We start from the raw sequence: 26,175 nt of genomic DNA on the forward strand, positions 1-26,175 counted from the left end.
TACATCGTCTTGCGATGAAACCGCCACCGCCTGGGTCAGAAATCGTGAATCGCCTTGTGATACCTGGGGGTTGATGCTAATTTGACCTTCCAACAGGCTTCCCATGTCCCGCACCGGTTCCGCCCTCATCATTACCGCCGCCATCGCGATGATTCCGTCGCGCGAGGGGGCATAGGCCGGATCCGATCCACGATTCCAAGCCCCCCGCACCGCAAGGTCGGGGGGTTCTTCTTTATGCCGGAGCACCCATGAGTCCAGACACGGTCCATCCTCCCCAGGATCTCCTCGAACGGATCCTCACGGCCCTGGTCTACGATGTGGCCATCGAGTCCCCCCTCGAGCCCGCGCCGCGCCTGTCCAGCCGGGTGGGCCGCCCCGTGTGGCTGAAGCGGGAGGACCTCCAGCCGGTGTTCTCCTTCAAGCTGCGGGGCGCCTACAACAAGATCGCCCAGCTGGATCCGGCCGAGCGGGCCCGGGGCGTCATCGCCGCCTCCGCGGGCAACCACGCCCAGGGGGTGGCCCTGGCCGCACGCAAGCTGGGCTGCGACGCCGTGATCGTCATGCCTGTGACCACACCCCGCATCAAGGTGGACGCCGTCCGCCGCCACGGCGCGAAGGTGGTCCTCCACGGTGACTCCTTCGACGAGGCCTATGCCCATTCCCAGGCCCTCATGGCCGCCGAGGGCAAGGTCTACATCCACCCCTACGACGACCCCGACGTGATCGCGGGCCAGGGCACCATCGGCCTGGAGCTGCTGCGCCAGATGCCCCGGGACCTGCGGGCGGTCTTCGTGCCCGTGGGCGGCGGCGGGCTCATCGCGGGCATCGCCGCCTACCTCAAGCGGCTCCGTCCGGAGATCCGGATCGTCGGCGTGGAGCCCGTGGACGCGGACGCCCTGAGCCGCTCCCTGGCCGCGGGCCGGCGCGTGAAGCTGGAGCGGGTGGGCCTCTTCGCAGACGGCGTGGCCGTCAGCCAGGTGGGCGCCCTGCCCTTCGAGCTGTGCCGGCAGTACGTGGACGAGATGGTGCGGGTGGACACGGACGAGATCTGCGCGGCCATCAAGGATGTCTTCGAGGAGAACCGCTCCATCCTGGAACCCTCCGGGGCCCTGGCCCTGGCGGGGCTCAAGGCCTGGGCGGCCCGGGAGGGCGCGGATCCCGCCGGGGGCAACCTGGTGGCCATCCTCTCTGGGGCCAACGCCAACTTCGACCTCCTCCGCTTCGTGGCCGAGCAGGCGGAACTGGGCGAGAAGCGCGAGGCCATCCTCGCCGTCACCATCCCCGAGCGGCCCGGCAGCTTCAAGGCCTTCTGCGAGCTCATCGGCGCCCGCGCCATCACCGAATTCAACTACCGGCTGGCGGATCCGGAGCGGGCGCACATCTTCGTGGGCCTCCAGGTGGCCGACCGCTCGGAGATCGAGCCCCTCCTGGTCCGCTTGCGGGCGGAGGGTCTGGAGGCGCAGGACCTGAGCGACAACGAGATGGCGAAACTCCACGTCCGCCACCTGGTGGGTGGCCATGCGCCCCGGGCCACCCATGAGCGGCTCTACCGCTTCGAGTTCCCCGAGCGCCCCGGCGCCCTGCTCCGCTTCCTGGAGCGCATGAGCCGCGGCTGGAACATCTCCCTCTTCCACTACCGCAACCACGGCGCCGACTACGGCCGCGTCCTGGCGGGCATCCAGGTCCCTCCACAGGACCAGGCCACCTTCCAGGCCTTCCTGGACGGGCTGGGCTATCCGTTCGTGGACGAGAGCGACAACCCGGCCTACCGGCTGTTTCTGGGTTGAAGGATCCCTGAGCCTCAAGGCTCTCCACGAAGGGCACGAAGAGGCCCTGCGGGCCGAATAAGCTCACGAAGGGGTACGCATCAAAGGCCCTGTTGCCTCAGGTCAACTGGAGAGGTCCCGGGCTCAGTCCCATGGGTATTGACGCCTGCCTTCGCGCCCTTGGCTTTCCCTTCGCGCCCATCGTGGAGGCTTTTCTGCTCCCAGGAGAGAAACAACTGATCAGAACAGCTTCCCCACCAGGGCCGCCAGGGCGGTCTCGGTGCGGAGGATGCGGGGGCCGAGGTCGAGCGGCTTCAGGCCCGCCCTGAGGAGGCTCTGCACCTCGGCCTCCACCCAGCCTCCCTCCGGGCCGATGGCGAGGGTGATGGGGGCCGTCAGGACCTTCGGAACCGGGGCCCCCGTGCCGGGGTGGGCCATGAGGCCCGTGCCACCTGCCAGCAGGCCCGGCAGCGCATCCTCCACGAAGGGGCGGAAGAGCCGCGCCAGGCGCAGCTCGGGCAGTACGGTGTCCTTGGCCTGCTCCAGGCCCAGGATCAGCTGCTCGCGGAGGTTTTCGGGCTTCATCCTCGGGCTGGCCCAGTAAGCCTTCTCCACCTTCCAGGCGTTCAGCAGGACGATGCGGCTGGCACCGAGGCTGGCGGCGGCGGCCACCACGCGGTTCAGCACCTTGGGCCGCGGCACCGCGATCAGCAGCGTCAACGGCAGCTTGGGCGGCGGTGCCTGGTCCAGCCTCAGCTCCAGGTCGAGGGCCTCCTCATCCAGGCGCAGCACCCGGCCCCGGCCCATCTTGCCGCCCAGCAGGCCCACGGCCAGCTCGTCGCCCACCGCCGCGCGATGGACCTCCCGGACATGGGCCAGGCGCCGCCCCGTGAGGCGGGCCCGGTCCGGAGCCGTCAGGTCTTCCGGCAGCAGCAGCACCAGGTTCAAGGCAGGTCCATGGCCAGGAGCAGGTCGCGGTCCACCTGGTCACCGATCCTGAAGACATGCTCGCCCACCTCGCGGAAGCCGCTGCGGGCATAGAAGGCCAGGGCCCTGTGGTTGTTCTCCCACACGCCGAGCCAGAGGGTGTCCGCGCCCCAGGCGCGCGCCATCGCCACTGCCTCCGCCATCAGCGCCGCGCCGCGGCCCCCGCCCTGGGCCGCGCTCAGCACGTAGATGCGCTGCAGCTCCACGGGACGCTCGCCGGGAACGCCGGGCTCGCGGTGGCCCAGACGCAGCTGGAGGAAGCCGCAGGGCACGCCGTCCAGCTCCAGGACCCGGGCGGGCCGGGCGGGGTCCGCCAGCTCCGCCCGCTGGATGGCTTCGCCGTAGGCTCCAGCCAGGAAGGCGGCCAGGTTTTCGGGGGAGCTGACGGCCTCGAAGGTCTCGCGGAACGTGCGGATGCCCAGGTCTGCGAGGACGGTCGCATCTTCTGGCGTGGCGGGACGGATGGTGGTCGTGGGCATGAGGACTACTTTCGCTTGGGGTTGGAGCGGGTTCTGGTCTTGGCGCGGGCGGCCACGGCGATGGCCTTGCCCATCCAGATCCCGAGCTGGTCCGGGTCTTCCAGCACGTCCACGGGCAGCTCGTAGTACTGCATCGGCCGCGCGGGATCGCCGAAGGGCATGAAGGGGCCCATGCCCGCCGCTTCGAAATCGGGACGGTTCGTGTCGTCCGTCTTGAAGTAGAGCGTGTCATTCGCGGCCAGGGCGAAGGCACGGCCGTCGGCGAAGAAGCAGAGACCGCCGAACATCCGCCGGGAGTCCACGGGGCGGATCTGCCCCATCTGCTCCAGGAGGTATGTGCGGAAGCTCACGGAAACGGCCATGGCGCCATGGTACTCTCCTCGCGGCACCGCCGGGACGCCCGGCGTTTTCACAGGATCCTCCATGCGGATCAACACCCTCGACGACCTGCTCCGCGCCGTGAAGGACCGCCCCCGCAAGCGCCTGGTGGTGGCCTGGGCCAACGACGCCCACACCCTGGAGGCGGTGAACGCCGCCGTGGAGGCGGGTCTGGTGGAAGCCATTCTCGTGGGCGACGAGCCCGTGATGGTGCAGGTCTGCGGCGAACACGGCATGCCGAAGGAGCGCTTCCGCATGGTCCACGCCGCCACGGACACGGATGCGGCGGACAAGGCCGTGGCCATGGTGCGGTTCGGTGAGGCGGACCTGCTGATGAAGGGCCTGCTCAGCACCGAGAAGTACATGAAGGCCATCCTGAACAAGGAGCAGGGCCTGCTGGATCCCGGCGCCATCCTCAGCCACGTGACCGTGATGGAGCACCCGGGCCATCCCAGGCTGCTCATCGCGGGCGACGTGGCCGTGATCCCCGAGCCGGAGTTCAAGGAGAAGGTGGCCATCCTCGGCTACCTCGTGAAGACCGCCAAGGCCCTGGGCATCGAGACCCCCAAGGTCGCCGTGCTGGCGGCCTCCGAGCAGGTGCAGCCCAAGATGCGCGCCAGCGCCGAGGCGGCGCTGCTCTCGAAGATGGCCGACCGGGGCCAGATCAAGGGCGCCCTGGTGGACGGCCCCATGGCCCTCGACGGCGCCATCGATCCCGAGTCGGCCCGGATCAAGGGCATGACCGGCCCCGTGGCCGGCGACGCGGACTGCCTGCTCTTCCCCAACCTGGAGGCGGGCAACACCTTCTACAAGGCGGGCACCAAGCTGGGCGGCGCCGAGATCGCCGCCGTGGTGGCCGGCGCCAAGGTGCCCTGCGTCCTCAGCAGCCGCGGCGACACCGCCAGGACCAAGCTCAGCTCCATCGCCCTGGCGGCGCTGCTGGCCTGACCTGCCATCCCTTCTTCTCCCTGACCGGCTACTTCTTCTTCTCGAGGTTCAGCTCCGAGAAGGTCATGAGGATCTGCTGCTTGGCCGCGGCCCCCATCCAGACGCTGAGATCCAGGGCCACCGGGAGCGGCAGGTCCTGGATGGCCTTGTTGCTGATCAGGACCTTCAGCCGCATGGACGAGGCCGTGGACACGAACTCGGCGTCGTAGCCCGCCAGCACCAGGCCGCCTTTCTGGCGCTCGAAGGTGGGACGGATGGTGGAGTCGAAGGCCGGGCTCTTCACCTTCATGGTGGTGATGGCGAAGGACCGGTCCATCTGGAGGTGCACCTTGACGTCGCCCGTCTCCTCCCAGTCCACCAGGTAGTGGGTGCCGGCATCCTGCACCTTGGAAGCGGCGCCCTCCGGCGGGAACGGCGTGTTCACCATGAAGGGGGTCCAGGTCTGGAAGAAGCCCGTGAGGGTCTGTTCCATGCCGCTGTAGACCTGGTTCAGCCCCGCGGTGGTCTGGGGGTTCGGGCTGTCCACGGTGTTGTGCGAGACCTGGGCGTCTCCCTGGGGGCCCACCCGCACGTCGAACCGGACCTTCGCGAAGAGGTCCAGGGCCGCCCGGTAGCCCTCCGGGTTCGTCTTCTCCTGTTCCGCCAGCATGGCGGCCCAGTCCGGCGTGGCGACGAAGCGGTAGCGGCCGAAGCCCTTCCCGGCCAGGTTCACGTAGGCGGCGCGGGCGGGGCGGAGCACGCTCTCTGTGTCGGCCACGGCCTTGGGCGCCGCGGCGTGGAGGGCGGGTCCCCAGGCGGCGACGGCCAGGAGGGTGAGGACGATCGGGGCGAGGCGGCGGCTCAAGGGGCCCTCCGGGGTTCCAGGTTTCGTGGCGTGGATGATCCCAGTCTAGGGGCGATTTCAGGCCGGCGGGTAGTCTTTGGCCGCTTCCCGGCCCGACAGGACGCGCAGGGCGCCCTTGGCCAGGGCGGCCATCTCGTTCTCGCCCGGGTAGACCTTCACGGGGCAGCCCAGGGCCGCGGTGAGGCGCGTCAGCTCGCCCACCAGCTTCGGCGAGCGGGCCATGCCGCCCGTGAGCAGGATGGCGTCGATGGGCGCGCCATCGAAGGCGGGCGCCTGGCCCGTGATGGCCTTGGCGATCTGGTAGACCATCGCGTCGTAGACCAGCGTGGCCTCGGCGTCCCCGGCCTCCACGCGGCGCTCCACCTCCCGCATGTCCGACGTGCCCAGCAGGTCGATCATGCCGCCCCGGCCCTTGTTCTTGAGCTTCAGCTCGGCCTTGGTGTACTTCCCGGAGAAGCAGAGGTCGATGAGCTGACCGGCCGGCAGGGTGCCCGTGCGCTGGGGAGAGAACGGCCCCTCCCCGTCGAGGCCGTTGTTCACATCGATGTAGCGGCCCTTGCGGTGGGCGCCCACGGTGATGCCGCCGCCCATGTGGGCCACGATGACGTTGACGCGCTCGTAGAAGGTCTCGTGCTCCTCCGCATAGCGGCGGGCCGTGGCGATCTGGTTCAGGGCGTGGCTGATGACCCGGCGGGGCAACTCCTTCAGGCCGGAGATGTGCACCTTGGGATCGGCCTCGTCGACCACCACCGGATCCACGATGTAGGCGGGCCGGTCCGTGCCCGCCACCAGCTCGGCGGCGATGAGGGCGCCCAGGTTCGAGGCGTGCTCGCCGCGCCCCCCGGCCCGCAAGTCCTCCAGCATGGCCGGCCCCACCCGCCAGGTGCCGTGGGGGATGGGCCGGAGCAGGCCGCCGCGCCCGGCCACGGCGTCGAGGTCTGCCAGGGAGAGGCCCCTGCTGGCGAGGAAGCGCAGCACCGCCTCCTTGCGGAAGGCGAACTGCTCCGTGATGGGATGGCCCTCGAAGGGCTTCAGCTCCTCGGCAGAGTGCTGAAGTTCCTCGGTGTGCCGCTCCTCGTCGCCCTCGAAGATGGAGGTCTTGGTGGAAGTCGAGCCGGGGTTCAGCACCAGCACCCGGTGGCGGCGGAAGAAGGTGTCCCTGGGCGTGCGCTTCCACTCGCCGTAGGCGTGCAGACGCATGAGCGAGGCCTTCACCGCGAGGCGGATGTCCTCGGGCGTGCAGTCCATGGGCAGGTCCACGCCCTGGAACCAGAGGCCGAACATCACCGGGAACTTCTTGGCCTCGGGGAAGCGCGTGGCGTAGAGGTGGTAGAGCAGGTTCCCCATGTCGAGGTTGGGGCAGACGATCACATTGGGAACGCCCTCCCAGGGCAGGCCGTCGCTGTGGTAGAGGTCCGCCGAGCGGCGCGAGAGCGCCACGCTGACCTTCACCTCGCCGCGGATCTGGATGCTGGCGTAGCGGGGGCTGTGGGCGATGCGCTCCGCCAGGATCTGGGGCACGAGGTCCGCCGCCTGCCGCACCAGCTCCGGCGAGGGCCCCTCGTCGCTGCCCCGGTTGGAGTAGGACACCATGGCACAGCGGATCTCCGGCAGCACCTCCTCCGGGATCAGGTCCCGCGCCACGGCGCAGGTGCCCACGGCCACCTCCGCCAGGGTGCGCGGGGTCATGCTGGCGTTCACGCCCACGTCCCCGAAGATCACGATGTTGTGGGGGTAGACCTCCTCCGGGTGCTCGTCCGGCAGCACGAACACGCCCGCCTCACAAGTGACGCTGCGCTGGGCCAGGATGTCCACCATGGGCCGGAAGAAGGCCTTGGGCTCGTGGATGGCGCCGCCCACCACCATGTCGGCGTGGCCCAGCTTCACGGCCCAGATGCCGAAGCGGCCCGGCTCCCGGACCAGGGCCCGGGCCTCGTCCAGGCTCACGGGCCGCTGGTGCGCCCTCCCGAACTCCACGCAGGCCGCCGCGAAGGACTCCAGCAGGTCCGGCCGGGAGGCCGGATCCACGAAGGCGCTCTCGGACAGGGTGTAGGCCACCCGGTCCACCCCGAGGTGGGACAGCCGCTGGGCGGCCACGGCCCGCACCTCGGCCTCCGGGGCCAGGAAGACGGGCCGGATGAAGCGCCCGAGGAAGCAGGCGGCTTCCAGGGTGCGCGGGTCCAATGCCTCGGGGAACACCACCGTGGGACGGTTCCGGGGCACGGCCAGCAGGCGGCTGTCGAGGGACGCTTCGATGTCAAACATGGGGCTCCGCGGGGCTCTGGAGAGCCTTGCTGCGTGAGTCTAGCAGGCAGCGGATTCTATTTTGCCGATGGTCCGGTCACATATCCGGCGGGCGGTCTGCGACCTGGGCCGACTCCACCCAGATCACCTCGCAGGAGCCGTCCCCGGTATCCGTCCGGCTCAGGCTGCTGACCCAGTGCCAGCCGTCCTTCCCGTCCGCCCGCACGAGCATTCCCTTGAGGTGGACCAGCTGGCCCGCCCGGGCGGCCTTGAGGCGCCGGGCCACGCCCTCGCTGGCCGGGATCATGTGCATGTTGGCGCTGTGGCTGATGACATCCGATTCGGAGATGGGCATGTGGGCCGAGCGCCAGAAGTACCAGCGGTCGCGCTGCTCGATGGTGAAGGCTTCGAGGACCCGCGAATCGGACATGGGCCCCCAGCCCAGGGCCAGGTCCACGGGCGACAGCTCCGCGGGGCGGTCGAAGCGGTAGCGCTCCGCGCTCAGTACCCGGGCCTGGATCTCGAAGGCCGCGAGAGGGGTGAGGGTGTGGTTGTGGAAGGTCCAGGGCTTCCTGGATTCCGGGGGGCCCTGCACCGGATCCTCCGGTGCGAGGATCCCCGCGGGCTGGGACACGGCCCGGCCCTCCCACCACCAGAGCCCCAGCAGCGCGGCCACAGCCGCCACCGCCAGAGTTCCCTTGCGCTCGCGCAGCTCCCCGAACCATCCGTCCATGGCTCAAGCCTACCCTGGGGCTGCCCGGGGGCCACCCTGGGCGGACCTCCCTCAGAACTTCACGACATCCGTGATGATGAACTGGTGGTGCTCCGTGCCGGGATCCCGCACCAGGGGGTAGGCCACGGTGAGCAGGAACACCCGGCCGGTGGCACTCTTCAGGTTGCCGAAGCGCAGGCCGCCGCCCACGTCCACATAGGTCCGGCTCCAGGCCCCGGTATCCGCCCGGCGGATGGCCCCGGCGTCGGCGTACACCACGAACCCCAGCCGCAGGATGCCGAGCCAGTCATAGGAGGTATTGATCCGCTCCTCCAGCGAGGCCATCCACCGGCGATCGCCCAGCAGCAGGTGGTTCCCGTACCCCCTCAACCCCTCGAACCCGCCCAGGTAGAGGTGGTTCTCCGGTTCGGGCCGGAGGACCACGTCCACCTGCAAGTAGGCGGCCTGCGTCTGCGCACGGAAGCCCTGGTAGTAGGCCGTCAGGCTGAGGTTGAGCATGGCGTCCTGCCAGCCTCCGGACTCGTGGCGGCCCTCCGCCCGTCCCCGGGCCAGGAGGAGCGAGCTGGCCCACGGCGTCCAGCCCTTGGAGGCGCGAAGCAGGAGGAAGGGCGAGTTCACGTCGCTGCCCAGGCGCTTCAGGTGGGTGCCCAGGTTGACAGTCGCCTCCCAGCCGAGGTTGTAGTCCTCGGCATGGGTCATGCCTGCAAGATCCCGGAAGGTGCGGAACCGGTCCTGGAACAAACTCCAGGTGGCGTGGAGACCCCACAGATGGCGGTCCCGCAGCTGGGGGAGCGGGAGGCCCGCCGGATCCAGCGTCCGGATCGGACCGTATTCCGACTGCCTCAGGTCCAGACCCCCGCCCATGCGCAGCACCTGACCGTCCACCGGATCCATGGCCACGGACCCCTCCACGAGGGCGCCCGCCTGCCGAGAGGGGAAGGCGTAGGCGGCGCGCTCCAGGTTGTAGACCGACTGGATGGCATCCGAGCTGGAGGCCCGGAAGATCATGGACCAGGGGGTGTCGAGCGCGCGGTAGGGTCTCGCCACCTCGAGGAACCGCGTCTTCCCGTCCGAGAGCGACTGGTAGCGGGACTCCAGGGTCCATTGGGTGCCCAGGAGCTGCCGGTCCAGGTAGTGCACGGTGTTGATGGACCGCTCCGGCGTCCGCTCGTGGGCCAGGGTCAGGTCCTTGCCGAACCCCAGGAAGTTGCCCTCGTGCAGGGAGAAGCCGAAGTCCCGCTGGCCGCCCACCTGGGTGAACCCCACGCTGCCCTTCAGGGTCCAGGCATCCTGCGTGTGGACCACGGCGTGGACGGTCCCCGCCCGGTCCACCTGGGGCTCGATCCAGGCGTCCTTGAGGAACCGGAAGGTGCGCAGGTTCCGCTCGGACTCGCGGATCAGGCGGACGTTCACCACGTCGCCGGGCGCGAAGAGGAGCTCCCTGCGCACCACCTGCTCCCGGGTCTGGAGGTGCAGGGTGTTGGCCAGCCGGCCGATCCAGTGGTTCTCATGGGGATTCGCCAGGTCGAAGACATCGCCGATGCGGAGATCCACGGCGGCGATCCGCGCCTGCCGGGCTTCCAGTTCTTCCCAGCTGGGCGCCGTCTGGGCGGCAAGCGGAAACCCCACCAGAAGCGCGGCTACCGCGGCCCCGGGGATCTGGCGGCCTTGGCCCTGAGTCGCTCCGGAGGGGAGGGGCATGCCCAGAATGGTGACGTCCGTCACGGCGCCGTCAACAGTCCTGCCTATGATTCGTGCCTTCGTATGGTTCTTTCCGCGCAGGATCCCAGCCGCCCGCTCCCCCCGGAGCCGGGGCGTGGGCCCGCGGAAAGCCTCCGGAACCCGGGCGGGAGGGCGCGCCGGGCCGGTATTCTTCCAGAAACCCCTCCCCTGGAGTCCTCATGGACCTCACCTGGCTTTCAGCCAACCCCGGCCTGACCCTGCTCATCCTGCTCGGTCTCGCCTTCACGCTGATCCTCCTCAGCAAGTGGATCCGCTACATCCCCAACAACCGCGTGGGCGTGGTGGAGAAGCTCATCAGCGGGAAGGGCTCCGTCAAGACGGGCCTCATCGCCCTCGGCGGCGAGGCGGGCTTCCAGCCCCAGCTCCTGCGAGGCGGCTGGCACCTGCTCACGCCCTTCCAGTACCGCATCCACAAGATGCCCCTGGTGACCATCCCCCAGGGCAAGATCGGCTACATCTTCGCCCGCGACGGCAAGGATCTGCCCCCCTCCCAGGCCCTGGCCAGCAATGCCCACGGTGCCGACTTCCAGGATGTGGTGGCCTTCATCCAGGGCGGCGGCGAGAAGGGCCCCCAGCGCCAGATCCTGCGCGAGGGCATCTACGCCATCAACCTGGTGCAGTTCGTGGTGCTCACCGAGGACCGGCTCTTCTACCTGCCGCTGGATCCCGGCGAGCTGGAGACCTTCCAGAAGATGAGCGCCATCATCACCGAGCGCGCCGGCTGGCGGCCCGTGATCATCAAGGGCACGGACGACGCGGTGGGCATCGTGACCGTCCATGACGGGCCCAGCCTGGCCAGCGGCGAGATCATCGCCTCCACCGTGGGCGAGGATCCCAAACAGGTGGCCACCTACCACAACAACTTCCAGGACGCAGACAAGTTCCTGGCCGCGGGCGGGCAGCGCGGGCGCCAGTACCAGGTGCTGGTGGAAGGCACCTACTACATCAACCGCCTGTTCGCGACGGTGGAGCTGATCCCGAAGACTGTGGTGGAGGTGGGCACCGTGGGTGTGGTGGTGAGCTACACCGGTGCCATCGGCGCCGACATCAGCGGCCAGGAGTACCGCCACGGTGAGCTGGTGACCAAGGGCAGCCGCGGCGTGTGGAGCGAACCCCTGCTGCCCGGCAAGTACGCCTTCAATACCTATGCCGGCAAGGTGCTCATGGTCCCCACCACCAACTTCATCCTGAAGTGGTCCAAGGGCGAGGTGGGCAGCCACAAGTTCGACGAGAACCTGGCCGAGGTGAGCCTCATCACCAAGGACGCCTTCGAGCCCAGCCTGCCCCTCTCCGTGGTGGTGCACATCGACTACCGCAAGGCACCCCTCGTCATCCAGCGCTTCGGCGACATCAAGAAGCTGGTGGAGCAGACGCTGGATCCCATGGTGAGCGCCTACTTCAAGAACATCGGCCAGACCCGCACCCTCATCCAGCTCATCCAGGACCGCAGCGCCATCCAGGAGCAGAGCGGCACCCAGATGAAGGAGAAGTTCGCCCAGTACAACCTCGAGCTGCAGGAGGTGCTCATCGGCACGCCCACCAGCGGCGCGCCCGGCGGGCAGATCGAGCAGATCCTCGTCCAGCTCCGCAGCCGCCAGATCGCCGATGAGCAGGTGGAGACCTACGGCCGCCAGCAGAGCGCCGCGGTGAAGGAACGCGAGCTTCGCGAAGCTGAAGCCACGGCCAAGCAGCAGACGGCCCTCACCGAGTCGGCCATCAGCATCCAGGTCCAGAGCAACCAGGGCAAGGCCGAGTACGCCAAGGCCCAGCAGCAGGCGGCGCAGATCCAGACGCTCGCCGGAGCCGAGGCCGAGAAGGTGCGCCTCATGGGCGAGGGCGAGGCCAAGCGCATCAAGGTCATGGCCGAGGCCCAGGCTGAGCAGGCCGCCCGGGTGGGCATCGCCCAGGCCATGGCCATCGAGGAGCAGGTCCGCGCCTACGGCGGCCCGCAGTTCCAGCTGGTGCAGCAGGTCATGAGCCGCTTCGCGGAAGCCATCGAGAAGTCCCAGGTCGACGTCGTCCCCAAGATCCACATGGGCGGCGGCGACAAGGGCGGCGGCAGCCTCATCGAGAGCCTGCTGGGCCTCCTCCTCAGCGAGAAGGCCGGCCAGCTGGCGGGCGTGGTTCCCACCGCGCCCAATCCGGAAGCTGAAGCCCTGAAAGCCTCGCTGCGGCAGAACCTGGCGAAGTAGGCGGCAACCCGGACTCCCACCAGGGGCGGCACCTGCCGCCCCTGGTCCTGTGCTAGGTTTGGGGACCGATTCCCGAGGCCCTTCCCTTCCCCTCCTCCCGGGGTGTTCATTGTTCCTGCCCTTGCAGCCGCCTCCGGCACAGATCCAGAATCTGAGCATTCTCCCGCCGCTCCCCCCGGTCCCTGACGCCCTCGCCAAGGCGAAGGACTGGGCGGGCTTGGCCGACTGGTTCGAGACCGTTCCGCCCGGCACCCGGGGGGCCTACTACGAGTGGTGGCTCCTGGGCCTCAAGCGGAGCCAGCGCTGGGATCGCCTCCTGACGGTCTGCGAGGCCCTGCAACCCCAGGTTGAAGCCAAAACCGGCCCCCGCCTCGCCTCCTATCGCCTCTACCGGGCCCAGGCCCTGGGCCAGCTGGGGCGACACGCCGAAGCAGCCCGGGCCCAAGCCGAGAACGGCCTGCTCGGAGACCCCGACGGCCTCCCCAATGCCTGCACCGAGGCGCGGATGGCCCAGGACTGGACGGCCCTGCTGGCCTACGCGGACGAGCAGCTCGCCAAGAAGCCGGGGGACGCCTACGCCCTGGCCTGGAAGGGCGAGGCTCTGGCCCGTATGGACCATTTCGCCGAAGCCGAGCCCATCCTCCGCGAGGCCCTGGCGAAGGATCCCAAGATCGCCTACGCCTGGAACAACCTGGGCCGCTGCCTGAACGAGCGGAAGGCCTGGGCCGAAGCCGACGAGGTCCTGAACCAGGCGCTGGCCCTGCAACCTGGCCAGTTGGAGGCCCTGTTCAACCGGGGCCGCGCCCGCTTCGAACTGAAGCGCTACAAGGAGAGCCGCGACGACTTCCGCGCCGCGCTGGCCCTGCAGCCCGACAACCCGGTGATCGCCGAGAACCTCCGCCAAGCCGAGCGCTACGCCGCCCTCCCCGCGCCACGGTCGAGGCGCTGAGAGGGCGGCCGAGCGCCATTTCGCGAGTTCACACCTGCTGGGTGAGCATCGCCAGGGACTTCTTGAGGCTCACGCGCATCCGCTCGAAGGCCCGGATCAGGAGGCCGATCTCGTCCTCCCGGTCCGTCTCCAGCTTCAGGTCCACGTTGCCCATGCTGATCTCCTTGGCCTGCCCGGCGAGCTGCACCAGGGGGCCGAGGATCTCGACCCGGAGGTAGGCGAGGGCCAGGACGAAGCTGCCGGCGAAGACCAGCGCCGTGATGAGGACCAGCGTCCACATGGCCTGGCGCTCATTGCGCTTCATGCTGGTCACATCGTTCAGCGTCAGCACCACACCCACCTGCTTGCCGGAGGAGTCCTTCAGCGGGAAGGCCCCCTTCGCCAGGCTCGCGCCGCGCTGATCCATCGTTCCAAAGTATTCCGGCGCCGCCGTCTTCCGGAAATCCTCCTCGGACACGAGGGCCGCGGCGGTCCGGGCGTCGGAAAGGGTGGTGCTCACCATGACGAATTCCTTGAACTGGCCCCAGCTGTCCGTCTTCCCGGCGGCCTTCATGGTCTTCCGGTACTGGGCTTCATCCAGGTAGCGCTTGTCCACCATCACGGCCACATCCACGCTCGTCTCGCGCTTCACCAGCTGGTCGAAGTGGTCGATCTCCTCGCCGAACTCGAGGAACCCGACCAGATTGCCCGCATGGATGTACGGGGTCACCACCCGCAGGGCGAAGGCGGTCTTGCCCAGCTCGATCCCGCTGACGGTCTTTCCGGCGGCCCGCGCCTGGAGGAAGGTGTCCCGCTGGATCTGATCGCCGAAATTGCCGGGATCGTGGGCCCTCAGGAAGCAGGTGCCGTCCTTGTCGATGAAGTAGAGGTGGGTGATCCCGTAGCGGGACTTGTTCGTCTGGTAGATGTCCTTGACGGCATCCAGGAGCTTCTGGCGGTCCTGGTGCTCCGCGTAGACCTGCCGCACGGCCGCATTGGTGGAGAAGCTGTCCATGGCCGCGGAGAGCATCTTCGCGTCGCCCTGGAGGATGAGGTTGTAGGCGCCCTGGGACCGCTCCACCGCCTTCGTGGCGTTCAGCGCCAGATCCTTCCGCGCCGAGGTGAGCAGCACCCCGGAGAAGACCGCCACCATCAGCAGCTCCAGGATGAGGATTCCGCCCAGCATCTTGAAACGGATGCTTCGCTTGAGAGCTCCAAAGTCCATGCATGACCTCCAGGGTTCGGTTTCAGCCGAGAATGGCGCGCGCTTCCTTCAGAAAAGCCTTCTGGTCGCCGGGATCGTCCAGTTCCTTGGCCAGGCGTGCCACGAAGTCCCAGAGATCCCCTGATTTGCCTCCGGCGGACCAGTCGGCCTGGGTTCTGGTGAAGAGGAGCTCGCCGATGGGCCCGATGCGGACCACGAAGGCCTCCTTCAGGGCGCTCAGCGCGGAGTATTTCGGGGGCGGGGGCGGTGCAGGCGGAGCGGCAGGAGCCGGGCGGACCGGCGCGGCCTCCGCCTTCTCGAGCCGGTGCGCCGCCTGGACCAGCGCCAGGTTCACCAGCTGCAGGTTGATCCCGCCGCCGCACAGGGCGAGGAGTGCCCCGCGCGAGAAGGCCCTCAGGACCAGGCGGCCATTCTGGTAGCGGAGATCCAGCCCCCCGCCCTCGCCCTGCAGGGCCTGCTGGACCATCACATCCTCCGCCAGGAGCCGCGCCATGTCCTGGAGGGTGTCCATGGGGTACTCGGCCGGGAAATCCGAGGCCAGGATCGCCCCCTCCGGACTGTAGGCCATGGCCCCGACGGCGCCGGGGATGCTGAGGATCTGGTGGAGGATCTCGCGCGCGTCCGTCATCGCCCCGTCCTGCGGGTGCTCAGGGCCTGCCGGATTCCGTTCTCCACATCATCATGGATGGCCCCCGCCGCCAGACTGACGGCGAGGCCCGTCTCCTTCGACCGGAACAGGAGCATCCGGTCCGGTCCGCCGTGGGTGGCGGCCACCTGCAGCTCACCCAGCCGGAAGGCCTCGGCGAGGGGCGCAGCCACCATGCCCGCCAGGTAGGCCCCCCGGGCCGCCAGCCCCTCGGCCTGAGCCCCGGAATGGCCCCGGGGCGCTCCGTTCCGGTCCATGAAGACCCCCAGCGCCACGCCGGGAACCCGTTCCACCGCCGCCAGGGGATCGGCGGGTTGGACGGGCGCCGGAGGGGCGGGCTCGGACTCCGCCGGACCGCGCCGGGTCTCGTCCAGCCACTGGTGGGCCGACAGGAGCAGGTGCTCGCGGCGCTTCTGGATGGACCGGCGCAGGCTCGTCACATTGGGCTGCAGCCGGAAGCTCCCCCCGGGCCAGCCCATGATGTGGTTGAAGGCCTCTTCGCCGCTGAGGGTGCCCACTTCGGCATGGACCACTTCCCCCTGCTGGAAGAAGACCTGGCCTTCCCGCTCCTGGTAGACCACGAGGATGGACCCCGAGAACTGGTTCTGCCCTTCCAGCTGGATCACGTCCGCCAGGGCGAGGTGGGAGATGGCCCCTTCGAAGCCGCCGGGGTCCGGATCCAGGGCCTCCGGCTGATGGCTCCGTGAGATGCCGAAAACGTCCTTCGCCGCCATCGCCATGGGAACGCCTCGAAAGGAAGGTTTTGCCAGGAAGTTTTCGAGCAGGAGCCCACCCGGTGTTCGAATCTCCCCAGGAAAGGGCCACCAAATTGTCTACCACAAGGTGGTGTATCGCCACCCCTCCAGGTCAACTGTGTCCGAAGTCACGGACCTGACCCTTCCGGCCATCCATGGAGGCGCACCGCGACCGGACGGACACCCTACACTGGGCCCATGTCCGACGCCCTCCTCCACGACCTCCTCGACGGCTGCCGCCGCCTCCATGCGGGGGGTCTGCTGGCCGCCTCGGACGGCAACCTCTCCGTGCGCCTGCCCAACGGGCTCATCGCCATGACCCCCAGCGGCGTGCCCAAGGCCAAGGTGAAGCTCGGGGACTTGGCCCATCTCACGCTGGAGGGCGAAATCCTCTCGGGCCGGCCCAGCAGCGAGCGGGCCATGCACCTGGCCATCTACCGCGCCGTGCCGGAAGCGAAGGCCGTGGTTCACGCCCACCCGCCCACGGCCATCGCCTGGAGCCTGGCCCGGCCTGATCTGGAAGAACTACCCTCGGACGGCCTGCCCGAAGTGATTCTCGCCGCGGGCCGCATTCCCGTCGTGCCCATGGCCATCCCCGGCACCGAGGCCATGGGCACGAACCTCCTGCCTTTCCTGCCCGCCCACCGCCTCATGATCCTGGCCCGCCACGGCGGCCTCTGCTGGGGCGAGCACCTGGACGAGGCCGTGGGCGGCCTGGAGCGCCTGGAGCAGGTGGCCACCATCCTCTGGAAGGCCGAGGCCCTGGGCGGAGCCAAACCCCTGCCCGAATCCGACCTCGCCGACCTCCGGGCGCTTCGGGCCAAGCTCGGGCCGAGGATCATCTGATGGAATCAATGAATGGGAACACTCGCTGAGAAAGGAGGAGACAGCGGAGGGTCGCTGGGCAGGATCTTCTGGTTCTTCTCCGGGATCTCCGCCTTCTCTGCCACCTCTGCGAGCGTCTTTCTTCCTTCTTACCAGCGTCTTTGAGCAGGAACTCTTGATGAACCCCTTCGAATCCCTTGGCCTGAAACACGATGGACGCACGCTCTGGGTGCTGGACCAGACACAGCTGCCGGATGCGGAGGTGTGGCTGGACGGCAGCGAGCCCGAGGCCATGGTCGCCCTCATCAAGCGCCTGGCCGTACGGGGCGCGCCGCTCATCGGCGTGGCGGCGGCGGCGAGTCTGGCAACCTTCGCCCGCCGGGGCGCCTCCGCTTCCGAATACGCCGCCGCCTGCGCGGCCCTGCGGGCGGCGCGGCCCACGGCCGTGAACCTCATGTGGGCCATGGACCGCATGAAGGACACCACCAACCCCGTGGCCGAGGCCCAGACCATCTTCGAGGAGGATGTGCGCCTCTGCGAGGGCATGGCTGAGCACGGCGCGGCGCTGATCCAGGACGGCGAGGGGATCCTCACCCACTGCAACACCGGCGGCCTGGCCACAGCGGGCATCGGCACCGCTCTGGGCGTCATCCGTCGCGCCCATGAGCAGGGCAAGCGCATCCACGTCTACGCCGACGAGACGCGGCCCCTGCTCCAGGGTGGCCGCCTCACGGCCTGGGAGCTGCGGAAGCTGGGCATCCCCTCCACGCTGATCACCGACAGCATGGCCGCCCTGCTCATGCGAGACGGCAAAGTTCAGCGCGTCCTGGTGGGCTCGGATCGGGTGGCCGCCAACGGCGACTTCGCCAACAAGGTGGGCACCTACGGCGTGGCTGTGCAGGCGCGGCACCACGGCGTGCCCTTCCACCCCGTGGCCCCCTTCTCCACCGTGGACCTGGCCTGCCCGGACGGCGCAGCCATCCCCATCGAGCTGCGGGGCGAGGCGGAGGTGCGCGGTTACGGAGCCTGGCGATGGGCCCCGGCGGACATGCCCGCCTGGAACCCCAGCTTCGACGTGACCCCCGTGGCCCTCGTCACCAGCCTGGTGCTGGACCGGGGCGTCTACACCTCGGACCAGCTCCGGTCCGGGATCCTCGCGAAGGTCTGCGGGTAGGGGACCGTAGGTTCAGTGCCCGCGCCCGCTCAGCGCCTGCAGCCCCACGCCGATGACGATGACGAACAGGGCCACCCAGCGCATGGGTGTCATGGCCTCGCCCAGGAAGGCGCGGGCCATGAGCGCATTGGCCACGAAGCCCAGGGCCAGGAAGGGGTAGGCGTAGTTCACCTGCACCATGGAGAGCGCGCCCAGCCACACGACGACGCTCACCGCGTAGCAGGCGAGGCCCGCCAGCACCCAGGGCTCGAGCATCAGCCGGAAGAGCGGGCCCACGGCCACCTGCATGCCGCCCGCGGCCTGGAGGCCCTTCTTGAGGCAGATCTGGGCCGCGGCGTTGAGCAGCACGCCCAGCACGATGAGGGGGATGGCCTTCACATTGGGGCTCACGGAACCTCCGGGACCGGCGTGGCGAGGTGGGCCTCGAGGGCCGCCCAGATGGCCTCGGGGGACACCTGGGTCATGCAGGGATGATCGGGCAGCGGGCAGTGCCAATGCTGGCACTCCAGACAGGCGAGGCCCTCCTTGCGGAGCACCGTCACCACCTGGCCCCGGGGCGCGGTGTGGCGCGGGATGGTGGGACCGAAGACCGCCACCACGGGGACGCCGCAGGCCGCCGCCAGATGGGCGAGGCCGGAATCGTTGGCCAGCACCGCCCGGGCGCCCGCCAGCCAGGCGGCACTCTGGGACCAGGGAAGCCGGGCCGTGAGGTCCAGCACCTCGGGCACCTGTTCCTTCAGGCGGCCAGCCCAGATCACATCGTCGCCGGGTCCGCCCAGGACCACGATGCGGAAGCCAGCAGCCAGGGCGCGCCGGGCCTGGTCCACCAGCAGGTCCAGGCCCAGCCGCTTGGCGCCCGCCGCCGCACCGATGGCGAAGGCCAGGTAGGGCTGGCCATCAAGGCCCTGGTCGCGGCGAGCCGCCGCCACGGCCTCGACGCTCGCCGCCCGGGGGCGGAAGGGCATGAAGGCGGGGGGTCCCAGCTCCGGATAGCCCTGGCGCACGATGTCCCGGTAGCGGTCCAGGGAATGGTCGTCCCGACCCCAGTACTTCAAGCTGGCCGTCAGCAGCAGGGAGCCGCCCCCGTCCCCGCAGCCCACCCGGCGGGGCACCCGGGCCAGGAAGGCCGCGGCGGGGGCGCGGAGGCTCTTGGAGAGGGCCAGCAGCGAGGCGGGCCGATGGGTTCGCAGCAGCCGTGCCGCCTCCAACAGGCCCATCTTCTTCGGCGGATCGGCCACCGCCCCGACGTAGCCCTCCGCCCCGTCGAAGAGTTCCACCGTGGCCGCCGGACCCCAGGCTACCAGGGGCAACCCCGCGGCGATCAGCGGCGCCGCGGCCTGGTGCATCATCACCGCGTCGCCCACGAAGCGCGGCATGCGGATCCAGTGGGCGCCCGCGGGGATCATGGCTTCTTCTTCAGCAGGAGGATCTCCCCGCCGCCCGTGGGCACGGCCAGCAGCACCTCGAAGCGGGCGCGCAGGGCCGGGCTCATGCCCCAGGCGTCCTGCTCCCACTCGCCCCGCTGGGCCACCAGGCGGGCCTCCGGACCCAGGCGCTCCAGCGCTTCGGCCGTGCGCAGCTCGGGCATGAGGTGGTCCGTGTAGACCATGACGCCGCTTCGGATGGTCTGCCAGTAGAAGACCTGGCGCCCGGCGATCATCGGCTGGACAGCGGTTGTCCACCGGCGGTAGCTCTTCTGCGGATCCAGCAGCCGGAAGCCCCAGGTGCTGCCCACGAGGTAGAGCAGGCCCAGGGAGAGGGCTGCGGCCGGAACGAGGCTCCCTGCCCAGTTCCGCCAGGCCAGGAAGGCCACGGCGCCCGTGCCTGCGGCCATCACCAGGGCCAGGAGACGCACGGGGCCCAGAAAGGGGGCCAGCTGCGCCTGCGTTTTCACGCCGCCCACCCCCAGGGCCGCTGCCGCGAGGACCAGGGCCGGCAGGGCCAGACCCGCCGCCAGCAGGAGGCCCAGCCGCCGTATGCGGACGCCTTCCAGCCGGCGGAAGAGATCCCCCAGCAGGAGGGCCAGGAAGGGATAGCTCATGAGCAGATACTTGCCCTGCTTGCTCTGCACGGCGCTGAGGAAGGCGAAGGGCACCAGGAAGGCCACGAGCAGGAAGCGCTTCGCCGGGTCGCCCAGGCTCCGCTCCCGGCGCAGGTGCAGGGCCAGGGCCGGCAGCAGCAGCACCCAGGGGAAGAAGTCGCCCAGGATGTACTCGAAGTACTTCCACCAGGGGTGGATGTGGTCCCAGGCCTTCGTGGCCCGCTCGAAGTTCTGGAAGATGATCAGCTCGTAGGCGTAGTGGGCGCCCCCCCTCAGGCCCGCGGCCACGTACCAGGGCGCCACCAGCACCAGGGTGATGACGAGGCCGGCGACGATGCCCGAGCGACGCAGCACGGCGAGGTCCCGCTGCCAGGCCAGGAAAGCCGCCAGCACCAGCACGGACAGCACCGGGGCCAGGGGGCCCTTGGCGAGGAAGGCGAGGGCCAGCCAGACATAGGCCTTCAGGAACCAGCGCCGGTGCTCGTCCGGCACAGCCTCGCCGCCCTGGCGGCGCAGCAGGAGGTAGCCCCCCAGCCAGGCGAGCCAGCTCCAGGCCAGCAGCGCCGAGAAGAGCAGGTCGATCTGGATGAACTGGCTCTGCCAGAACCAGAGGGGCGTGGTGGCCAGGATCAGGGAGGCCGGCTCGGCGGCGCCCGGCTCCAGGAAGCGCACGGCCCAGCGGCGGAAGGCCGAGAGGAAGGCCACGCCCGCGATCACCGAGGGCAGACGCAGGGCCCAGGCCGCCACGCCCTGAGTGAAGCCGAGGCCGCCCGTCAGCGCATCCAGCAGCACTGAAGAGGCCTTCATGACCCAGTAGTAGAGGATGGGCTTCTCGCTGTAGGGCGCGCCGTTGAGGTAGGGCAGCAGCCAATCGCCGCGGAGGCGCATCTCCTTCACGCACTCGGCGAAGTCCGGCTCGTCCGGGGCCCAGAGGTCGCGCATGGGCAGCACCGCCAGGAGCAGGACGGCGAAGAGCAGCTCGGGTGCGTGGGCGCGCAGCCAGGCTGGGAGGCGGCCCGAGGGCGAGGCGTGGGTCTGTCCGTCCATCCCTCCATCTTCGCCCATCAGGCGGGGATCCCCAAAGGCCCTACAATGGAGTCATGACGCCCGCCCTCCTCAGCCTCCTGCTCCTGGCCGGCCCCATGCCGGCGGACGGCGTGAAGGAGGACATCAAGCAGGCGGCCCGGCAGATCGGCCAGGGCTTCAAGAAGGGTGGCAAAGCCGTGGGCCACGCCGCCAAGGAAGGCGGGAAGGCTGTGGGCCGCGGCGCCAAGGAGGGGGGGAAGGCCGTGGGTCGCGGCGCCAAGACCGCCGGCAAGGGCGTGGCCAAGGGCGCCAAGGAAGCTGGCCGAGGAATCAAAGAGGCCGTGAAGTAGGGCCTGGACTCCAGACTGACTAGCGCCGCCGAGCGACGACGGCCGCCGGATTGCGGGCGACTTCCTCCCAGCGGGCCTTCTCCTCCGGGCCGAGCCGCTTCCAGCTGGAAGCCTTGGCCATCACCAGGACCGGACGGACGGGATCCTCCTGCTTCAGGCGGTCGGCCACGGCGCCCAGGGCGGCGGGATCCTCGTCGAACCAGCGCCCGGCGTCGGCCAGGTGATCCCGGCCATAGGCCAGCTCCCCGGTGCCAGCCACCACCACCGCCCGGGTGCGCGCGTAGAAGGGCAGCCCCTGGAAGTAGGTGCCGTAGCTGATCCACCTGGCTTCCGGCGGCCCGAGGCGGGCCAGGTCGGCCACGGACTTGCCAGGGCCCGCCGCGGCCTGGGCCGCGAGCACCAGCAGCCACAGGGCGGCGCCGAGGGCGGCCATCAGGCGGGGGCCCGTGAGCCCCTTCGCCCGCAGGGCCCAGGCGCCCAGGCCCGCGAAGGCCAGGCCGAGCGCGGCCATCCAGGCCAACCCGCCCAGGTCCTTCCGGAAGACCGCCGTCGCCAGGAGGAAGATGCCGCCCAGCGCCAGCAGCTCCCAGCCCATGCGCCGCAGGGCTGCGGATTCCTCACCCTCCCGCTCGAAGGCGCAGGCCAGGGCGGCCAGGGGCACGAGGACCGGCAGGATGTAGGGGGGCAGCTTGGAGCCCGAGAGGCTGAAGAAGGCCAGGGGCCAGAGGAAGGCCACGAGGGTGACGCCGACGGTCCACCGGGCGAGGTGATCCGCGCCCTGGGGGCCGCGGCCCCGCAGGAAGGTCCAGGTGCGCCTGAGTCCCGCCACCGTGGCCGACAGCCAGGGCAGCAGGCCCACGGCGAGGATGCCGAGGAAGTAGAGCTTGTCCAGCAGCCAGTTGTTGGAGCCCTGACGGGCGTGCTCATGGGTGAGGAAGCGCGTGAAGTGCTCGTGGATGAAGAAGAACTGCGCATGGCCGGGGTTGGCTCGGTCCACGAACCAGAACCAGGGGGCCGCGAGCGCGAGGTAGAGCAGCCAGCCGAGGGGATCGAAGCCCGTGCGCAGGACGGCCCGGCGGAGGGCGGCATCCTTCCAGGCGAAGGGCAGCGAGAACAGGAGGATGCCGCCCATGAGGATCACCTGGGCCAGGCCCTTGGTGAGCATGGCCCCGGCCATGAAGGTGAAGGCCGCCAGGGTCCAGCCCAGGCCGCCCCGCCCTTCCCGGCGCCGGGCCACGGCCTCCACGAAGGCGGCCAGGGCCGCCACCAGGAAGGCGCTGAAGAGGGCATCCAGCGTGAGGATCTGGCCCACCAGGAAGGCCAGCAGGCCCGTGGCGGCCATGAAGGGTGCCCAGCGGGCATCCCGCGCGCCGAGGCGCTTCGCCAGCCGCCAGGCCGCCCAGATCACGAGCCCCGAGGCCAGGGCCAGGGGCAGCCGCGCGGCGGCGCCGTTCAACCCGAAGAGCTTCATGCTCAGGGCCGATAGCCAGTACTGGAGGGGGGGCTTCTCGAAGTAGAGCACCCCGTTGAGGCGCGGCGTCAGCCAGTCGCCCGTGGCCAGCATCTCCCGCGGGATCTCCGCATAGCGCCCCTCGTCCGGCTCCCACAGCGGCCGCACCAGCAGGGGCAGCAGACCCAGGAACACCCAGAGGGCGAGAAGCGTGTACCGTTCGCGGCGCGTCATGGGTTTCGGAATTCCCCGGGGATAAATCTCACCACCAAGACACCAAGGCACCAAGAACTGCAAAAGCCTTCGGTCTTTTCTTGGTGTCTTGGTGCCTTGGTGGTGATCAGTTGCAGTCCGAAAAACCTAGTTCTCAGTCTCGACGATCTTCTCCAGGGCCTTGTGCTCTTCCACGAAGAAGTCGATGGCCTTCTTGAGGGAGTCCTTCATGGAGACCTTGGGCTGGAAGCCGAAGGTCTGCTGCATGCGCTTGATGCTGGGGGTGCGGCGGGCCACGTCCTGGTAGCCCTTGCCGTAGAACTCGCCGCTGCCGGTCTCCACCATGGTGCCTTCGGGGATGCCGCGCTCGATGCGGAAGGGGTGGTCCTTCCAGATGGCGATCATCATCTCCGCGATCTCACGCACGCTGTAGTCGTTGGCGGGGTTGCCGATGTTGAAGATCTGGCCATCGGCCTTGCCGCCCTCGTTGCGCAGCACGGCCATCAGGCCATCCAGGGCGTCGGCCACATCGATGAAGCAGCGGCGGGCGGTGCCGCCATCCACCAGCTGCAGGGGCTCCCCGTTGAACAGGTTCCAGCTGAACTGCGTCACCAGGCGGCTGCTGCCCTCCTTGGCGGTGTTGAGGCTGTCGAGCTTGGGGCCCATCCAGTTGAAGGGCCGGAAGAGGGTGAAGCGCAGGCCCTGCTGGAAGCCGTAGGCCCAGATCACGCGGTCGAGCAGTTGCTTGCTGGTGCTGTAGATCCAGCGGTTCATGGGGATGGGGCCGGTCACCAGGGGCGACTCGTGCTCGTCGAACTCCGCGTCCGGGCACATGCCGTAGACCTCGGAGGTGCTGGGGAACACGACGCGCTTCTTGTACTTCACGCACTGGCGGACCACGCGGAGGTTCTCCTCGAAGTCCAGCTCGAAGACGCGCAGGGGGTCGGTCACGTAGACCTTGGGTGTGGCGATGGCTACCAGCGGCAGCACCACGTCGCACTTCTTGATGTGGTACTCGATCCACTCCTTGGAGATGGTCACGTCCCCCTCCACGAAGTGGAAGCGGGGGTTGGCCAGGTGGTCCGACACCTTGTGGGTGCCCAGGTCCAGGCCGTAGACCTCCCAGTCCGTGTCCTTCATGATGCGGTCCACCAGGTGGGAACCGATGAAGCCATTGACACCCAGGATGAGGACTTTCACGGGGACTCCTTGCGCAAACGTTTCAGTCTAGCCGCTTGGAAGCCAGGACGCAGCAGGCGATTACCGCAGCCACCCCTTCTTCCGGAACCAGGCCCAGATGGCCAGGGCCGTGAGCGCCATGGCAGCGATGACCAGCGGGTAGCCGAAGCGGTGTTCCAGCTCGGGCATCCGCCGGAAGTTCATGCCGTATACGCCGGCGATGAAGGTGAGGGGCAGGAAGAAGGCGCTGAAGACCGTGAGCACCCGCATGACCTCGTTGGTGCGCTGGCTGGCCAGGTTGATCTCCAGGTTCATCAGGTGGGTGGCGCTCTCCAGCAGCTCGTCCGCCCAGGTGTGCAGGCGGTCCGCCTCCTCCACCACGTCCGCCAGCAGGCCCAGGTCGTCCCGCGCCTGCTCCCGGAGGGGTCCCAGCGCCGCCGTGATGCGCCCCAGGGTCCGCTTGATGACGGCGCAGCGGCGCTTGAGGCCGTACACCTGCCGGATGCCCAGGTGCGGGAGCTTCCGGTTGAAGAGGGCCGCCTCGATCTGGTCCAGCTTCTCCTCGCTCTCCCGCAGGGGTTCGTCGAAGGAGGCCACGGCCCTGGCGCAGAGGGCCAGCACCAGCTGTTCAGGCCGGAGGGACTGCCCCTTGGCCGCCCGCTCCGCCGCCTCGGCGAAGAAGGGCTGCTCCCGCCGGTGCACGGTGATGACAACGCCTTCCATGATCAGCACCACCAGGCGCCGGGTCATGGCCTGGATGGTGTCGCCCCGCTTGGCCACCTCGTCGTAGGCGCGGAGGATGAGGAGCTGCTGGCCCGGCAGGCGCTCGTACTTGGGCAGGTGGGGCTGGTTGAGGAGATCCCGCACCGCCGCCGGGTGGAGCCCGTAGCGCCCGGCCACCTCCGCCATCTCCGCCGCCGTGGGATCCACCAGGTCCACCCAGGCGAAGGTGGAGCCCTCCGGAAGGGGCAGGTTCCGCAGCATCAGGACACCCGGCACACCACCTTGCCGAAGCCCTGGCCGGCTTCGAGGTGGCGCTGGGCCGCGGGATACTCCGCCAGGTCGAAGACACAGTCGATCACGGGCCGGAAGGGCGGGTTGGTGGGGTTCTTCCTCAGGAGCGCGAGCAGGGTCCACAGGTGCTCCCGGCGGCCCATGTACGAGCCCCGGATCTGGATCTGCTTGGCGAAGAGGGCCTGCAGGCTGAAGGGGGTCTCCGGCCCGGTGGTGGCGCCGCAGGTGACGACGCGGCCGCCGCGGGCGCAGGCGGCCATGCTCGTGCTCCAAGTGGCCGCGCCCGCGTGCTCGAAGACCACATCCACCCCGCGCTTGCCCGTCAGCTCGCGCACCTTGGCGGCCAAGGCCTTCAGGTCGTCGCGCACGAGGACATGCTCGGCGCCCAGGTCCCAGCACTTCATGGCCTTCGCCTCGCTGCCCACCACGGCGATGGCCGAGCCGCCCAGGGCCCTCACCAGCTGGATGGCTGCGCTGCCCACGCCGCTGCCGCCGCCCCACACCAGCACAGTCTCGCCGGGTCGCAGGGCCGCCTTGTGGACGAGCATCTCCCAGGCCGTGAGGAAGACCAGGGGGAAGGCCGCCGCCTGCTCGAAGTCCCAGTTCGGCGGGATGGGCACCAGGTTGGCCGCGGGCACCAGCACATGAGTGGCCGCGGTGCCGTCGCAGACGTGGCCCAGCACGCCATAGGACGGGCAGAGCATGTCGTCGCCCCGCAGGCAGGCCGGGCAGACGCCGCAGCTCAGGCCTGGCGCGATCATGGCGCTGCCGCCGGCCTCCAGGCCCGGCGGCAGGACTGTGCCCTCCCCCACGGCCTCGATGATCCCCGCGCCATCGCTGCCCGGCGTGAGCGGAAGGGGCAGCCGGACGCCGGGAATCCCCTCCGTGGTCCAGAGGTCGAGGTGGTTCAGGGCCATGGCCTTCAGCTCCAGCCGAACCCACCCAGGCTTGGGATCCCCGGGAGTGAGGGGTTCGCGGACCGGAGAGCCCGCCGGGCCGTGCTGGAGGATGCGGAAGCGGAACGGAGCGGCCATG

24 protein-coding genes and 1 pseudogene are annotated in these 26,175 nt (G+C 69.5%); 7 read left to right on the forward strand and 18 right to left on the reverse strand.

Annotated elements, in window-relative coordinates:
* The first annotated feature begins 248 nt into the window (after positions 1-248).
* Positions 249-1,787 (forward strand): threonine ammonia-lyase, biosynthetic, encoded by a 1,539-nt coding sequence (ilvA, locus tag G398_RS0112400; RefSeq protein WP_026853813.1) that lies wholly within the window; start codon positions 249-251, stop codon positions 1,785-1,787.
* 219 nt (positions 1,788-2,006) lie between these two features.
* Here ilvA and G398_RS0112405 read toward each other — a convergent pair whose 3' ends face one another.
* The 3 genes from G398_RS0112405 to G398_RS0112415 are packed head-to-tail and all read right to left on the reverse strand — an operon-like array spanning position 2,007 to position 3,594.
* Positions 2,007-2,714 (reverse strand): 16S rRNA (uracil(1498)-N(3))-methyltransferase, encoded by a 708-nt coding sequence (locus G398_RS0112405; RefSeq protein ID WP_026853814.1) that lies wholly within the window; start codon positions 2,712-2,714, stop codon positions 2,007-2,009.
* On the reverse strand, positions 2,711-3,232 hold the full coding sequence (locus tag G398_RS0112410) for a GNAT family N-acetyltransferase (RefSeq protein WP_026853815.1): 522 nt from the start codon (positions 3,230-3,232) through the stop codon (positions 2,711-2,713). Before G398_RS0112410 ends, G398_RS0112405 begins: the two co-directional genes overlap by 4 nt.
* Positions 3,233-3,237: 5 nt before the next feature.
* Positions 3,238-3,594, reverse strand: a complete 357-nt coding sequence (locus G398_RS0112415) for a TfoX/Sxy family protein (protein ID WP_026853816.1) — start codon at positions 3,592-3,594, stop codon at positions 3,238-3,240.
* A 61-nt stretch (positions 3,595-3,655) separates the two neighbouring features.
* On the opposite strand from G398_RS0112415, the gene G398_RS0112420 reads away from it, so the two are divergent.
* Complete coding sequence (locus G398_RS0112420; protein ID WP_026853817.1) at positions 3,656-4,558, forward strand: bifunctional enoyl-CoA hydratase/phosphate acetyltransferase; 903 nt, start codon at positions 3,656-3,658, stop codon at positions 4,556-4,558.
* Positions 4,559-4,586: 28 nt separating this feature from the next.
* Here the strand turns inward: G398_RS0112420 and G398_RS0112425 are convergent, their stop codons facing one another.
* From G398_RS0112425 to G398_RS0112440, 5 genes and pseudogenes are all read right to left on the reverse strand, one after another.
* Complete coding sequence (locus tag G398_RS0112425) at positions 4,587-5,402, reverse strand: hypothetical protein (protein WP_026853818.1); 816 nt, start codon at positions 5,400-5,402, stop codon at positions 4,587-4,589.
* A 57-nt stretch (positions 5,403-5,459) separates the two neighbouring features.
* Positions 5,460-6,602 carry a butyrate kinase gene (gene buk / locus G398_RS22130; protein ID WP_052572031.1) on the reverse strand — a complete coding sequence of 381 codons (1,143 nt, stop codon included), beginning with the start codon at positions 6,600-6,602 and terminating at the stop codon, positions 5,460-5,462.
* Positions 6,603-6,638: 36 nt separating this feature from the next.
* A pseudogene (locus tag G398_RS22135) lies at positions 6,639-7,667 on the reverse strand (phosphate acyltransferase); the annotation flags it as partial.
* A 76-nt stretch (positions 7,668-7,743) separates the two neighbouring features.
* On the reverse strand, positions 7,744-8,379 hold the full coding sequence (locus tag G398_RS0112435) for a hypothetical protein (RefSeq protein WP_157492411.1): 636 nt from the start codon (positions 8,377-8,379) through the stop codon (positions 7,744-7,746).
* Between the two features lie 51 nt (positions 8,380-8,430).
* Entirely contained in the window at positions 8,431-10,104 is a 1,674-nt protein-coding gene (locus G398_RS0112440) for a BamA/TamA family outer membrane protein (protein ID WP_026853821.1), read from the reverse strand.
* A gap of 176 nt (positions 10,105-10,280) precedes the next feature.
* On the opposite strand from G398_RS0112440, the gene G398_RS18320 reads away from it, so the two are divergent.
* Positions 10,281-12,314, forward strand: a complete 2,034-nt coding sequence (locus G398_RS18320; RefSeq protein WP_052571917.1) for an SPFH domain-containing protein — start codon at positions 10,281-10,283, stop codon at positions 12,312-12,314.
* 217 nt (positions 12,315-12,531) lie between these two features.
* The gene (locus tag G398_RS0112450; protein WP_157492412.1) at positions 12,532-13,263 is read left to right on the forward strand and encodes a tetratricopeptide repeat protein; all 732 of its coding nucleotides are present in this window, start codon (positions 12,532-12,534) and stop codon (positions 13,261-13,263) included.
* A 28-nt stretch (positions 13,264-13,291) separates the two neighbouring features.
* Here G398_RS0112450 and G398_RS0112455 read toward each other — a convergent pair whose 3' ends face one another.
* Genes G398_RS0112455 through G398_RS22045 form a run of 3 tightly spaced genes read right to left on the reverse strand, consistent with a single transcriptional unit; the run spans position 13,292 to position 15,853 of the window.
* Positions 13,292-14,467, reverse strand: a complete 1,176-nt coding sequence (locus G398_RS0112455) for a cache domain-containing protein (RefSeq protein WP_026853823.1) — start codon at positions 14,465-14,467, stop codon at positions 13,292-13,294.
* Between the two features lie 22 nt (positions 14,468-14,489).
* Positions 14,490-15,095, reverse strand: coding sequence for a DUF8082 domain-containing protein (locus tag G398_RS0112460; RefSeq protein WP_026853824.1), 606 nt, complete (start codon positions 15,093-15,095; stop codon positions 14,490-14,492).
* Entirely contained in the window at positions 15,092-15,853 is a 762-nt protein-coding gene (locus G398_RS22045) for a DUF4388 domain-containing protein (protein ID WP_052571918.1), read from the reverse strand. Before G398_RS22045 ends, G398_RS0112460 begins: the two co-directional genes overlap by 4 nt.
* A 213-nt stretch (positions 15,854-16,066) precedes the next feature.
* On the opposite strand from G398_RS22045, the gene G398_RS0112470 reads away from it, so the two are divergent.
* Both G398_RS0112470 and mtnA read left to right on the forward strand, forming a co-directional pair.
* A complete protein-coding gene (locus G398_RS0112470) occupies positions 16,067-16,714 on the forward strand; it encodes a class II aldolase/adducin family protein (RefSeq protein WP_026853826.1) in 648 nt (215 codons plus the stop codon).
* 157 nt (positions 16,715-16,871) lie between these two features.
* Entirely contained in the window at positions 16,872-17,867 is a 996-nt protein-coding gene (gene mtnA, locus G398_RS0112475; protein ID WP_026853827.1) for an S-methyl-5-thioribose-1-phosphate isomerase, read from the forward strand.
* 12 nt (positions 17,868-17,879) lie between these two features.
* Here the strand turns inward: mtnA and G398_RS0112480 are convergent, their stop codons facing one another.
* Genes G398_RS0112480 through G398_RS0112490 form a run of 3 tightly spaced genes read right to left on the reverse strand, consistent with a single transcriptional unit; the run spans position 17,880 to position 20,955 of the window.
* A complete protein-coding gene (locus tag G398_RS0112480) occupies positions 17,880-18,257 on the reverse strand; it encodes a DMT family transporter (RefSeq protein WP_052571919.1) in 378 nt (125 codons plus the stop codon).
* Positions 18,254-19,273 (reverse strand): glycosyltransferase family 9 protein, encoded by a 1,020-nt coding sequence (locus tag G398_RS19865; RefSeq protein WP_052571920.1) that lies wholly within the window; start codon positions 19,271-19,273, stop codon positions 18,254-18,256. Before G398_RS19865 ends, G398_RS0112480 begins: the two co-directional genes overlap by 4 nt.
* A complete protein-coding gene (locus G398_RS0112490; protein WP_026853829.1) occupies positions 19,270-20,955 on the reverse strand; it encodes an ArnT family glycosyltransferase in 1,686 nt (561 codons plus the stop codon). Before G398_RS0112490 ends, G398_RS19865 begins: the two co-directional genes overlap by 4 nt.
* 53 nt (positions 20,956-21,008) lie before the next feature.
* Here G398_RS0112490 and G398_RS18330 point away from each other — a divergent pair, with 53 nt between their 5' ends.
* Complete coding sequence (locus G398_RS18330) at positions 21,009-21,284, forward strand: hypothetical protein (RefSeq protein WP_052571921.1); 276 nt, start codon at positions 21,009-21,011, stop codon at positions 21,282-21,284.
* Positions 21,285-21,303: 19 nt separating this feature from the next.
* Here G398_RS18330 and G398_RS18335 read toward each other — a convergent pair whose 3' ends face one another.
* The 4 genes from G398_RS18335 to G398_RS18350 all read right to left on the reverse strand — a co-directional run bounded on the left by G398_RS18335 (position 21,304) and on the right by G398_RS18350 (position 26,174).
* Entirely contained in the window at positions 21,304-22,968 is a 1,665-nt protein-coding gene (locus G398_RS18335) for a glycosyltransferase family 39 protein (protein ID WP_052571922.1), read from the reverse strand.
* Positions 22,969-23,094: 126 nt separating this feature from the next.
* Entirely contained in the window at positions 23,095-24,147 is a 1,053-nt protein-coding gene (locus G398_RS18340) for a bifunctional UDP-4-keto-pentose/UDP-xylose synthase (protein WP_052571923.1), read from the reverse strand.
* Positions 24,148-24,207: 60 nt separating this feature from the next.
* The gene (locus tag G398_RS18345) at positions 24,208-25,110 is read right to left on the reverse strand and encodes a CorA family divalent cation transporter (RefSeq protein WP_043484923.1); all 903 of its coding nucleotides are present in this window, start codon (positions 25,108-25,110) and stop codon (positions 24,208-24,210) included.
* Positions 25,110-26,174: a zinc-binding dehydrogenase gene (locus tag G398_RS18350; protein ID WP_043484926.1), complete on the reverse strand. Its 1,065-nt coding sequence runs from the start codon at positions 26,172-26,174 to the stop codon at positions 25,110-25,112. Before G398_RS18350 ends, G398_RS18345 begins: the two co-directional genes overlap by 1 nt.
* Position 26,175: the final 1 nt, after the last annotated feature.

It is taken from the genome of Geothrix fermentans DSM 14018, from assembly GCF_000428885.1.
Lineage (GTDB): Bacteria > Acidobacteriota > Holophagae > Holophagales > Holophagaceae > Geothrix > Geothrix fermentans.